Source organism: Caballeronia sp. J97, from assembly GCF_905220305.1.
Lineage (GTDB): Bacteria > Pseudomonadota > Gammaproteobacteria > Burkholderiales > Burkholderiaceae > Caballeronia.
In genome coordinates, this window is sequence record NZ_CAJMZL010000011.1 from 116,347 (window position 1) to 128,577 (window position 12,231).

A 12,231-nucleotide genomic window follows, 5' to 3' on the forward strand; every position below is an offset into this window, starting at 1 on the left:
CTGAGCGTCACGGGGTACCGAAGCATAGTGATGTCGCGGCACGCGGCTCGGTCGCTCAAAAGGTAAGAAATCGTTCGGGAAGGAATCGTGGATCGAACTAAAATCGCAGTCTGACGATTGCAGATCCTACCGAGAGTTCAAGAGAACGACATGCCAGCCTCCCGATTCCTCACGCTTGCCGTCGCAGTGGCAAGCGTCAGCCTGTTTGTGATTGCAGATGTGCAGGCCGCCGACGTAAAGACCGTGAAAATCGGCATTGCAGGGCCTTTGACGGGTTTTTCCGCGTCGTATGGAAAAGACGAAGAGAACGCGGCGAGACTCGCGTTCGAAGAAGCGAACAAGCAAGGCCTCGTCATCGGCGGACAGAAGGTCCAGTTCGAAGTCGATGGCCAGGATGATGCCGGGGACCCGCGAACGGCCGTGTTGATCGCTCAACGTTTCGTCGATGAAGGTGTCAGCGGCGTGATCGGTCATCACAATTCCGGATGCTCGGTGGCGGCCTCCGCCATCTATCGGCGCGCCGGGATTGCGCAGATCTCGCCGGCATCCAGTTCGCCCACGTACACGGGGCAAGGCTTCGAGAACGTATTTCGCACGATCAGCAACGACGATCAGATGGCCTTGGTCGCGGCAAGATATTCGGTCCGCGTGTTAGGGGCGAGGCGCGTCGCCGTCATCGATGACAGCAGCGCCTACGGAACGAATCTGGTCACCGAGTATGCGAAGGCGGTACAGCAGGAGGGCGCATCGCTGGTTTCGTGGCAGTACACGACGACGCAGTCCATCGATTTCCGCGCCATTCTCACAGCGATCAAGGCGCAAACACCCGATCTGATCTTCTATACCGGGCAGGACATCCAGGCCGCGGGCGTTGCCAAACAGATTCATCAGCTTGGCATCAAGGCAAAGTTCATGGGCGAAGGAGGCTTCACCAATGACAGTTTTCTCAAGCTGACGGGCAAAAGTTCCGAAGGCATGTATAGCTGGGAATACGGCCTGCCGTTGAGCCGGCTTCCACGCGCCGCCGAACTCGATCAGAAGATGAAGACGCGGTTCGGCGTGGGTATCGTTCAGTTCGCGCCGCTCGCCTACGACGCGGCCTGGGCGATGATCAACGCCATGAAGAACGCGGACTCCACGGAGCCGAGGCGATACTTGCAGGCCTTGCGCGAGCTTCATTTCGACGGCGTCACGGGACCGATTTCCTTTACTTCGAGCGGAGACCTCAAAACGGCTTCAGCGACGCTCTATCAGCAGCAAGGCGGCAAGTGGATCGTGCTCGGAGTCGAACAAACGCAATCGAAGTGAACAAAGCCTGGCCGATCAGGGTTGCTTGCGGCCGCGCGCATTGAGGTTCTTGAGCCGGCCCGTCGATCCCTGCGTTTCACTCGCCGGCGTTTGCGATTCGATGAGTAGCAGATGCGATGTGAGCTTGCCGCCCTCGGTCATGTTGTGTGCTTCCGATAACCTTCCGGCTTCATCGGCATCCTTTGCGAGCAGCGCCTGCAGGATCGGGCGATGCTGATCGACGAGATCTTGTCCATCGCTCGCGAGTTCGTCGCTCGTACGGATAAAGATACGGATTTGCCTCTCGACGATCTCGTATTGCGAGCGGAGCCGACCGTGATCTGACAGATCGATAATGGCCTTGTGGAACGCGAAGTCTGCTTCGGCAATGGCTTGCGCGTCGGAGCCCGCACAGCACTTTTCGAGCGTGGCGAATCTGGAAGCGATTGCCTTCTGCTTGCGCCTGTCGAGTTTCGAGGCGACGAGTTGAGCGGCCAGTCTCTCCAGGCTGGACCTCAACGTGTAAAGCTCCCATGCGTCTTTCGCGGTCAGTGCTACAACCGTCCAGCCTGTGTAGGGCACGAGCTTCGTGAGCCCTTCTTTCGCCAGTTGATGCAGGGCGGCTCTGACCGTCGCGCGTGACAGATCCAGAAGCGCGGACAACTGCAGTTCCGTGATGCGCGAGCCAGCCGGAACGTCGCCTCGCGTGATGGCGTTTCGAAGCACATCCACGGCTTGCGCGCCCATCGATTGCTTGACGATCTTCGGAATGGCAAGTGGGGTTGACATAGTCGGGAGTCAGCCGGGACACAGAGAACAGACTGTCCTCGCAGGCAAAAACGCCGTTGGATCGAGACTGAAATCATTGTAGCCAATATACTTCCCGTGTCGAAAAGCCCGTCTCTCGGGGTCTTCCATAGTCGGCGCAAGCCACATGAGTGCGTTTCGAAGGAGTAGAATTGTCGGCAACATGTCGACAATGCTCCGGCCCCGGAATGCTTCGGCAGGCACACAGGATTTTTTTATGGCAAAGGCAACAGAGCAGCCCGTGGATGCAACCAAGGAAACGGGAACGGCCCGCGTGTACGTGACACTGCGAAATGAAATCCTGACGATGAAACTCGCGCCGGGCACTCACCTCGACGAGCTGGGCGTGGCGGAACGGTTTTCTGTTTCGCGTTCGCCGGTACGCGAGGCGCTCGTCAGGCTTTCCGCCGAAGGCCTCGTCACGATTCTCCCGAATCGCGGCAATGTCGTCACGCCGATCGATTTCCAGCGTGTTCCGGAATTTCTCGACGCACTGGACCTGCTTCAGCGCGTGACGCATCGCCTGGCGGCCGTTCATCGCACGGCCGACGACATCCGTGCGATCCATGCGACGCACAAGGCGTATCTGAAGGGCGTTGCCGAGAGCATCAAAACTGGCGACAGCCTGCCGATGATCGAGCGCAACTACGACTTCCACATGAGCATCGCCAAGGCCGGCCGCAATACGTATTTCGCGGACCTCTATCGGCGTCTGCTCGACGAAGGGCGGCGTATGCTCCACCTGCATCTGAAGTACAAGGCGCTGGACCCGGACATCACGCCAGAAAGCATGGCGGCGCATCACACCGAGTTGCTGCAGGCAATCGAAGAGGGTGACGCCGACCGCGCGGAGGCCTGCGCGCATGAACACGCGACGCAGTTCAAAGGGCGTTTCATGGAGTATCTCGACCGTAATCTCACTGCGCAAATTCCGGTCAAGTTCGCTGCCAAGGGCACATCGCGTCATGCAGCGGCTTCGAACGATCAGCAAGACAAGAGACGGTCGCGAGCGACCCGGGCAACAAAAGAAACGAGTTCGTCGCTCAACTGAACTCTGGCGCGATGCGCCAGAGATGTCGCGCCGATCGGCCGGAAAGACCCGCCGACCGGCCTTTTTCAGCTTCCGCTATTCAATGCTTCCTTGCGCGACGCCAGCTTCCCGCCCACCGCCCAACTGGAGCGCGGCACTTCGCTGAAAACGATCTGCACATCGTGAAGCGCGCACTTTGCGATGCGCGCGGTTTCGCGAGTCAGCACTTCGGCGAGTTCGATCTTCTGTTCTTCAGTTCTGCCCGAAAGCATTTCGAGTGTGAGGATAGGCATTTCCGTTCCTTTTTCAACGTTCACGCGGGTTGCGATGCATAAGCCTGATACGCCGTGCTGACGAGCCACCCGCAGTCGATCGGCAGCGTGACGCCGGTGATGGCGGCCGCCTCGGGCGAACACAGGAAATAGATGGCGTCCGCGACCTCGGAAGGCTTCACGAAGCGGCCCAGCGCCGACTTGCCGGTGACGGCTTCGGGATCGCGCTGGCCAGCGTCGATCCGCGCCTGCATGGCCTGAGTCAGCGTGTAGCCGGGCGCGACGGCATTGACGCGGACGCCCTTGGGGCCCCACTCCGCCGCGATGGTTTCGGTCAGCAGCTTGAGCCCCGATTTGCCGACGGCATAGCCGATCTGCGCCGAGGCACGAAACGTCGTCAACGAACAAAGATTGACGATGGACCCTTGCCCGGCTTCGCACATGTACTTCCCGAAAGCGCGTGACGCGATCAGCGTGCCACGCACGTTGATCTGAAACAGCCGGTCGAATTCGGCCAGTTCGAGATCGAGCAGCCGGACAGCGTTCTGCAGAATGCCGCCCGCGTTCACGAGAGCGACCGGCACGCCCTGTTCCCGGATGACCGCATTGGCGAAGCCGGTGATAGCCGATTCATCGGCCAGGTCCACTTGATAGAACCGCGCATCCGCGCCCGCTTTGCGCAGCGATGCCACCACCTTCTCCCCACCCTCGGCGTTCACGTCCGCGACGGCCAGACGCCAACCGGCTCGCGCGAACCGCTGTGCGGTCGCCTCACCGATTCCGCTCGCGCCTCCAGTCACCACGATCAGGTTCGATTCGTTCGTCATAGATGTCCTTTATCTCGATGGAAAACGACCGCGCCGAGCGAGCTTGTCGGCGTGAAGTCGATCTTATGTCGACAATATTTTCACGATCATTTGTGCCTGTCAAGCGTGTGCTTCTCCAGTTTTTTCCGATCAGGTTAACCACCTATAAGGCGCTGAAACCCTTTTGCGTAAAGGCTCTTGGCACGGCATCCTCCGAAAACAATTTTTTTCGGCTTTGACTTTGTCGTCATTTGATCGACAATGCAACGCATGGATCGGCGACGCGAAGATCATCGGGAAAGAGGATTTTCGCCAGGCAGATTATTGGCGCCAATCATCCATTACTCGTGAAAGCGCGTGTCGCTGTGACGGGCTTCGCGAGATCCGCTGTGGTCTTTCAACTAGGTAACGAGCGCTTCGTCCGGAATCCGGCACGAGGACTCGAGAACATCGGGAATCGATATGGCAAGCGCGAGAATTGGCGTCGACATCGGCGGTACTTTCACGGACCTTGTTTTGCTCGACGACAAGGGCAACGTTCATTTCACCAAGGTCTCGTCCACGCCCAAGGCGCCGGAAGAGGCCGTGCTGACAGGCGTCGAGCGCATCCTCGAGCAATCGGGACTCAAGACGGCCGACGTGAAGGAAGTGCTGCACGGCACGACCGTCGGGTCGAACACGATGCTGCAAAAGGTCGGAGCGAAGTGCGGCCTGATCACGACCAAGGGCTTTCGTGACGTGCTCGAAATCGGCCGCGTGCGCACGCCCACGATGTTCGATCTGTCCTGGGACAAGCCTGTCCCGCTCGTCGAGCGGCGCTATCGCCTCGAGATCGATGAGCGTGTGCTGGCTTCCGGCGACGTGCTGCGCCCGACGCCGGTCGACGAAGTCATCAGGGCGGGCGAATTCTTCCAGAAGGAAGGGATCGAGTCCGTCGCGATCTGCTTCATCAACTCGTACAAGAACGGCGCGAACGAGGCTGCGGCGCTCGAAGCCTTTCAGCGCGCGTTCCCGGACATCAGCGTGACCGCTTCCATTTCCGTGCTTCCGGAGCTTCGCGAGTACGAACGCACATCGACGACAGTCGTGAACGCGTATGTGCTGCCGGCGTTACGCACCTATCTGCAACGGCTGGAATCGGGTCTGAAGCGAATCGGCGTGAGCGCGCCCTTGCTGGTGAGCAATTCGAATGGCGGTCTCTCCAGCGCGCGCATCGCGCAGGACACGCCGGTGTTCTTCATCTCGTCGGGACGTTCGGCGGGCGTGGTCGGTGCGGGTCGCCTGGGCGATGCGCGCCAGGACAAGGATCTCGTCGTGTTCGACATGGGCGGCACGACGGCATCGGCATCGCTCATTCACGACGGGCAACTCGCCCGCACCAACGAATACGAATTCCGCGCGGGCATTTCCACGCCGAGCCGCTTCATCAAGGCGGGCGGCTACATGATGCGCGTGCCGACGATCGACGTCGCGGAAGTGGGAAGCGGCGCGGGTTCGATCGCGTGGATCGACGCGGGTGGCCTGCTGAACGTCGGACCGGTGTCCGCGGGCGCGTTCCCGGGACCGGTGTGCTATGGCATCGGCGGAGAGAAGCCGACGGTGACGGACGCCAACGCGATTCTCGGCTTTCTGCCGCAACGTCTCGCGGGCGGCACGATGGAACTCAAGATCGCCGCGGCGCGCGACGCAGTCGATAGCTTGCTCGCAAAACCGCTCGGCATCGAAGTGGAAGAGGCGGCTGTCGGCATCCGCGAAGTAGTGAATGTCAACATGGCGCGCACGATCAAGGCCGTTACGGTCGAGCGTGGTGTCGATCCGCGTGACTTCACGCTCGTTGCATTCGGTGGATCGGGTCCGGTGCACGCTTGCGATCTGGCGCGCGCGCTCGACATGAAGAAGGTCGTGTTTCCGGCCGCACCCGGCGTGTTCACTGCAATGGGCATGCTGGCGGGCGCGGTCGAACGCTACTTCGTGAAGCCGTCGCTCAGTCTGCTGGATTCGCTCGACATCGACGCGCTGTCGGAACAGGTCGCGCAGATGCGCGAGGACGCACGCCGTGCGCTGGCGGACGAAGGCTACTCGGCGAATCGTATTCAGTATGTCTTCGATCTGGACATGCGCTTCAAGGGTCAGGACTACGAAATTCCGGTCGCGCTGCCGGAACAACTGAACGAATCGACGCGCGAGACGCTGCGCCAGGCCTTCCGCGATGCCTATACCGGCATCTACGGCTACGCATCGAACGATGCGATCGAGTGCGCGAACGTGCGTCTGCTGGCACGCGGCATCGCGACCAGCACGCTCGATTTCAACGATATCCGCAGTTCGAAAGCGGCCATCGTCGAACAGTCGGGAGACACGCGGCGCGTCTACTTCGATCGTCAGACAGGCTGGATCGACACGCCGATCATGCCGCGTTCGAAGCTCGACAAGAGCATCACCGGTCCGGTCATCCTCGAAAGTTCCGACACCACCATCGTCATTCCGCCCGGCTGGCGCGTGAGCACCGACAAGGTAGGCAGTGTCATCGCATCGATCGAATGAATTGAACGGAGCCATCATGACCCAACGAAACGTTGACCCCATTACCTTTGCCGTCGTCAAGAACGCGCTGGACACGATCGTCGACGACATGGCGTTCGCCGTGATGCGTACCGCGCGCTCGCCGATCATCCGCGACGTGCTCGACTATTCGGTCACCATGTGCGACGCCACGGGCCGCATCCTTGCGCAGGCGAAGACCGTCGCGCTGCATCTCGGCGCGGTGCCGGATGCGGTGGACGTGATCATCAGAAAGTTTGCCGCGACGGTCGAACCGGGTGACGTGATCATCCTGAACGATCCGTACGAAGGGGGCATGCATCTGCCCGACATCTTCATGTTCAAGCCGATCTTTCACGAGAAGCGGCTGCAGGGATTCTCCGTCGTGATCGCGCATCACTGCGATGTTGGCGGACGCGTGCCGGGTTCGAATGCAGCGGACTCGACAGAAATCTTCCAGGAAGGGCTGCGCATCCCGCCGACCAGGCTATACACGCGCGGCGAGCCGAACGAGACGCTCATCGACATCATCAGGAAGAACGTGCGCCTGCCGGATCTCGTTCTCGGCGATCTCGACGCGCAACTGGCGACCTGCAATATCGGCGAGCGTGAACTGCTGCGCCTCATCAATCGATACGGCGAGGCCAATCTCCAGGCCTATTTCGACGAACTGCTCGACTACGGCGAACGGCTGACGCGCCGCGCCATCGAAGCATGGCCGGACGGCGTCTACGCTTTCACCGATTACATCGACAACGATGGTTTCACCGACGACGCCATTCCGATCAAGTGCGCCATCACGGTGGAAGGCTCGAAAGTGAAGGTGGATTTCGCGGGCTCGTCGCCGCAAGTGCGAGGCGCGATCAACTCCACGTTGTCGTTCGTGAAGTCGGCCACGTATCTGAGCGTGCGCTGTGCGCTCGATGCCGACGTGCCCAACAACGCGGGCGTGTATCGCTGCATCGAGATCACGGCGCCCGAAGGTTCCATTCTGAATCCGCGCATGCCGGCGCCGGTCGCCGCACGCGCACTGACCGGCTATCGCGTGGTCGACTGCGTGTTCGGCGCGCTTGCGCAGATCGCACCGAAGAAGGTGATGGCGGCAGGCGAGGGCGGCAACACGGTGATCGCGTTGAGCGGCTACGACAAGACGTCCAGCGAGCCTTTCATTCTCGTCGACATGATCAACGGCGCGTGGGGCGGACGCTTCGACAAGGACGGCATCGAAGGCGTGACCAACCCGTCGCAAAACATGTCGAACATGCCGATCGAAACGCTCGAAGCGCGTTATCCGATCGTAATGGAAGAGTACGGCTTCGCGGCCGACTCGGGCGGCGCGGGTGAATATCGCGGCGGCCTCGGCCTCGTTCGCGAGTACCGGATCGAGGCAGAAGAAGTCGTCGCGCAGATTCGCTCCGACCGTGCATCGCATGCGCCGTACGGACTATTCGGCGGCGCGCCGGGTGCGTGCTCGGCCAATTACCTGCGATCGGAGAAAGGGCTCTCGCCGTTGCCGAGCAAGTTCACGCGCACGCTGCATCGCGGCGCGATCATCCGGCACGAACAGGCCGGCGGCGGTGGCTACGGCGACCCGGCGGCCAGAACGCTCGAACGAATCGAAGCGGATCTCGCGAACGGCAAGATCACACGCGAATACGCGGAGCGTCACCACAAGGTCGTGTTCGACGGTGAGCGCATCGACCGGGCGCGCTCGAAAGCGAACGGCGCGCATTGACGCAGGAGTGAGAGATGAGTGAAAGCCTCAAGGATCGCCTGAAGGAACTCGGCATCGATCTGCCTCAGGCCGCGCCCAGGCCCGGCGCGAATTTTCTGCCGGTCAAGCGTGTCGGGAATCTTCTATACGTGTCGGGACAGGTCCCGGTGCGCGATGGTGTCGATCAATACGTCGGCAAGCTGGGACGTGACGTATCGATCGAGGACGGGCAAGCCGCTGCGCGCCTTTGCGCGGTGAACCTGCTCGCTCAGGTCGATCGGGCCGTGGAAGGCGATCTGAGCCGGATCGCCGGATGCGTGCGGCTGGGCGGTTTCGTCAACGCAACCGAAGCGTTCACCGAGCATCCCAACGTGATCAACGGAGCGTCCGATCTCGTGGTCGCCGTGCTGGGCGACAGCGGCAGACATACGCGCGCCGCCGTCGGTTGCATCTCGCTGCCACGAAACGTCGCCGTGGAACTCGAAGGCGTGTTCGAGCTGAAATGACGCGCGCAAGCCAGCGATATCGATTGTTTGCATCTCCTTCTTACCTAACTTCTCAGAGGTCGATCATGCTCCAGATGTCTCGCTTACTTGGTCGCGCGTTGGTCTGTGCGACTGCCCTGGGTGCGCTCGCTGCCATGCCGGTCACGGCACATGCGCAGGACGATGCGACGTGGCAAAACGTCAGGAAGGCCGGCGTGCTCCGGTGCGGTGTGGCGACTTCGCCGCCGTGGACGATGAAGGACCCGAAGACGAACACGTACAGCGGCGTGTTCCCCGACCTCTGCCGCGACTTTGCGGAAAAAGTGCTCAAGGTGAAGGTCGAATATGTGGACACGACATGGGACAACATCGTCGCGGGGCTGCAGTCCGACAAGTGGGACGTGTCGCTTTCGCTGAACGATACGCCCGAGCGTAGAAAGGCGATCTCCTTCACGCAGCCGGTCGTCGACTACAGCGTGGACCTGACCTACAACAAGAACAACCCCAAGCTGCCGAAGCCCATCAAGTCGCTCGCGGATATCGACAAGCCCGGTGTGACGGTCACGGTGATGTCGGGCACCGCGCAGGACAAGGCGATCTCGGCCGCGCTCAAGCAGGCGACCATCATGCGGCTGCCGGGCTTCGACGAAACGCGCCTCGCGCTGATGTCCAAGCGCGCGGACATGCTGGCCGACGACAGCATGACGAATCTGTTGCTCGCGCGTTCGCATCCGGACTGGGCCGAGACCTTCAAGCCGAATCCGGTTCTCGCGCCGCAGGGGATCTGCTTCGGCATTCGCAAGGACACGCCCGCAGCGGATGTCGCGTTGTTCAACCAGTTCATCGAGAAGCAGAAGCAGACAGGAACGGTGAATGCCTATGTCGATACGTCGGTGAAAGAGACGTTGGCCCAGGCGAAGTAATCCATTGAGAGTCGACGGAACTGTGAAACTGCAGTTCCGCCATCGGGTTCGATTTCGGACGTGCGCTCCGGCGCGCTCTTTCATCCGCATGAAGTCGCGAGCGCCAGCGTTGCGCTCCGCTGGAGAAAGTCCTCATGTTTCTATCTCAGACACAAGCACAACCGTTGGCGACCTTGGACACCCCTGCACACATCCCCGTTCGATCGGTTGTTTCGAGCGACTTCGTACAGTTGAGGAAAGTGTACAAGTCATACGGCGAGAACCTCGTCGTGATGGACGGCATGAGCCTCGATATGCGCGCGGATGACCGGCTGGTGGTGATCGGTCCGAGCGGCAGCGGCAAGAGTTCGCTGCTTCGAGTTCTCATGGGACTCGAAGGAGTTCAGGGCGGCGAGATTTCGTTTCAGGGGAAACCTTATATTCGCGGCGCCGACACCCGCGGCTCGAAGCGGATCGATCCGAAGCTGCAAAAGCAGATCGGCATGGTCTTCCAGCACTACACCTTGTTTCCGCATCTGTCGGTGCTCGGCAATCTCATCCTCGCGCCGGTCAGGGTGCACGGCCTGTCGAAGGCGGACGCCACCGAACGCGCGCGCTTGTATCTCGCGCGCCTCGGGCTCGAGAACAAGCTGAATGCTTATCCGAGTCAGCTCTCGGGCGGCCAGAAGCAGCGCGTGGCGATTGCGCGCGCGCTGATGCTCGAGCCCAAGCTCATGCTCTTCGACGAAGTGACATCCGCGCTCGATCCCGAAATGGTGATCGAAGTGCAGAACGTGATGCTTCAGCTCGCGGAGCAGAAGATGGCGATGATCATCGTGACGCACGACATGCATTTCGCGCGCGATATCGCAACCAGAGTGGTCTTCTGCGCGAGCGGCAAGGTGGTCGAAGAGGGCGCGCCGTCAGAGATGTTCAAACGCCCGAAGGAAACGCGCACGCGCGAATTCCTCGAAAGAGTCCTTCATCTGGATTGAGGTCGTCATGGGCTATCACTTCGATTTCGGGTTCCTCGACGGAAGCCTCGATACGTTGCTCAAGGGATTGAAGGTCACGATCGAACTGGCGCTCGCCGCCAATGTCATGGGACTCGTGCTCGGCTTTCTTCTCTGTCTGATGGTCATGAGCCGCTGGTCGCTGGTCCGCTGGCCCGCGCAACTCTTCATCGAATTTTTCCGCTGCACGCCTGCGCTGCTGCAGATCGTCTGGTTCTTCTACTGCATTCCGATGATGATCGATGTATTCATCGATCCGGTGCTGATGGGCATTCTCGCGCTCGGGCTGAATCTGACGGCGTTCAATGCGGAGGCTTATCGCGCGGGCGTGCAGGCGGTTCCGAAGGAGCATCTCGATGCCTGTGTCGCGCTGGGCCTGAGACCGTGGCAGCGCACGTTGTTCGTGGTCCTGCCGCAAGCATTGCGCAGCGCGCTTCCCGTGCTGATGACCAATGGCATCGGCACGTTGCAACAGAGCGCGCTCGTTGCCATCGTCGCGGTGGCGGATCTGATGTATGTTGCAAAGAGTCTCGCGACCGAAGCGTATCGCCCGCTCGAAACCTATTCGATCGTCGCGCTCATTTACTTCGCGCTTTCCTTGCCGGTGTCGCGTCTGGTCCATGTGATCGAGCGCCGGCAGGACGCGGCCGTGCAGCGTTGAGGAGAATGACATGAGCTTCGATGTGTCTATTGTTGCGTCCTACTGGCTGGTGCTGCTCAAGGGTCTCGCGCTGACGATCGCATTCACGAGCGGATGCGCGGTGCTCGGAAGTCTGCTGGGTTTCGTGCTCAGCCTTCTGCGGATGTCGCCCTCGCGCTGGCTGAAACCATTGACGACGCTGTACGTGGAATTCTTTCGCGGAACCCCGTTGCTGATCCAGTTATTCTGGGTGTTCTTCTGCTTCCCGGTCGTCTTTCATCTGCCGATCCCGCCGTATCTTTCGGTCATCATCTCGCTCACGTTGTACATGACGGCCATCACGAGCGAGACCTTTCGCGGCGCGCTCAAGTCGATCTCTTCGGAGCAACATGATGCATGCATCGCGCTCGGGCTGACCGCCAACGTGAAGATCGTGCATGTGATCTTTCCGCAGGCCTTGCTGCGCGCGATCCCGCCTTTGCTCTCGAACATCATCAGCCTGTTCAAGGAGAGCGCGCTGATCTCTTCGGTGGGCGTGGCCGACCTGATGTATGTGGGACAGAGCGCCTCCAATGCGACGGCGAAACCGCTCGAGTTCCTGACCACCGTAGGGATCATCTACTTTCTCGTCGCCTTCCCGCTGACGCGTCTGGTCGGCGTGGTGGAATCCCGATTCCTGCGGCGCTTTGCGTATTGAGCACCAACACAACAAGATCCACCTGAAGCACGGACGA

12 protein-coding genes are annotated in these 12,231 nt (G+C 60.6%); 9 read left to right on the plus strand and 3 right to left on the minus strand.

Annotated features, from left to right (window positions below):
* Positions 1-150: 150 nt before the first annotated feature.
* Positions 151-1,308: a branched-chain amino acid ABC transporter substrate-binding protein gene (locus U4Y90_RS16490; RefSeq protein ID WP_321796015.1), complete on the plus strand. Its 1,158-nt coding sequence runs from the start codon at positions 151-153 to the stop codon at positions 1,306-1,308.
* A gap of 15 nt (positions 1,309-1,323) precedes the next feature.
* Here the strand turns inward: U4Y90_RS16490 and U4Y90_RS16495 are convergent, their stop codons facing one another.
* The gene (locus U4Y90_RS16495) at positions 1,324-2,076 is read right to left on the minus strand and encodes a GntR family transcriptional regulator (protein WP_321796016.1); all 753 of its coding nucleotides are present in this window, start codon (positions 2,074-2,076) and stop codon (positions 1,324-1,326) included.
* A gap of 145 nt (positions 2,077-2,221) precedes the next feature.
* Here U4Y90_RS16495 and U4Y90_RS16500 point away from each other — a divergent pair, with 145 nt between their 5' ends.
* On the plus strand, positions 2,222-3,145 hold the full coding sequence (locus tag U4Y90_RS16500; RefSeq protein WP_321796017.1) for a GntR family transcriptional regulator: 924 nt from the start codon (positions 2,222-2,224) through the stop codon (positions 3,143-3,145).
* Positions 3,146-3,210: 65 nt separating this feature from the next.
* On the opposite strand, the gene U4Y90_RS16505 is transcribed toward U4Y90_RS16500, so the two are convergent.
* Both U4Y90_RS16505 and U4Y90_RS16510 read right to left on the minus strand, forming a co-directional pair.
* Positions 3,211-3,417 carry a tautomerase family protein gene (locus U4Y90_RS16505; protein ID WP_321796019.1) on the minus strand — a complete coding sequence of 69 codons (207 nt, stop codon included), beginning with the start codon at positions 3,415-3,417 and terminating at the stop codon, positions 3,211-3,213.
* A 20-nt stretch (positions 3,418-3,437) separates the two neighbouring features.
* Positions 3,438-4,223, minus strand: coding sequence for an SDR family oxidoreductase (locus tag U4Y90_RS16510; RefSeq protein WP_321796021.1), 786 nt, complete (start codon positions 4,221-4,223; stop codon positions 3,438-3,440).
* A 441-nt stretch (positions 4,224-4,664) separates the two neighbouring features.
* Here U4Y90_RS16510 and U4Y90_RS16515 point away from each other — a divergent pair, with 441 nt between their 5' ends.
* The 7 genes from U4Y90_RS16515 (at position 4,665) to U4Y90_RS16545 (ending at position 12,194) form a co-directional block, all read left to right on the plus strand.
* Positions 4,665-6,746, plus strand: a complete 2,082-nt coding sequence (locus U4Y90_RS16515; RefSeq protein WP_321796023.1) for a hydantoinase/oxoprolinase family protein — start codon at positions 4,665-4,667, stop codon at positions 6,744-6,746.
* 16 nt (positions 6,747-6,762) lie between these two features.
* Positions 6,763-8,478: a hydantoinase B/oxoprolinase family protein gene (locus U4Y90_RS16520; protein WP_321796024.1), complete on the plus strand. Its 1,716-nt coding sequence runs from the start codon at positions 6,763-6,765 to the stop codon at positions 8,476-8,478.
* Between the two features lie 14 nt (positions 8,479-8,492).
* Positions 8,493-8,963, plus strand: a complete 471-nt coding sequence (locus U4Y90_RS16525; protein ID WP_321796025.1) for a RidA family protein — start codon at positions 8,493-8,495, stop codon at positions 8,961-8,963.
* Between the two features lie 134 nt (positions 8,964-9,097).
* The gene (locus tag U4Y90_RS16530) at positions 9,098-9,865 is read left to right on the plus strand and encodes a transporter substrate-binding domain-containing protein (RefSeq protein WP_321796027.1); all 768 of its coding nucleotides are present in this window, start codon (positions 9,098-9,100) and stop codon (positions 9,863-9,865) included.
* Between the two features lie 134 nt (positions 9,866-9,999).
* Entirely contained in the window at positions 10,000-10,839 is an 840-nt protein-coding gene (locus tag U4Y90_RS16535) for an amino acid ABC transporter ATP-binding protein (RefSeq protein WP_415749364.1), read from the plus strand.
* Positions 10,840-10,846: 7 nt separating this feature from the next.
* Entirely contained in the window at positions 10,847-11,518 is a 672-nt protein-coding gene (locus U4Y90_RS16540) for an amino acid ABC transporter permease (RefSeq protein WP_321796029.1), read from the plus strand.
* Positions 11,519-11,528: 10 nt separating this feature from the next.
* Entirely contained in the window at positions 11,529-12,194 is a 666-nt protein-coding gene (locus U4Y90_RS16545; protein ID WP_321796031.1) for an amino acid ABC transporter permease, read from the plus strand.
* The last annotated feature ends 37 nt before the right edge of the window (positions 12,195-12,231 follow it).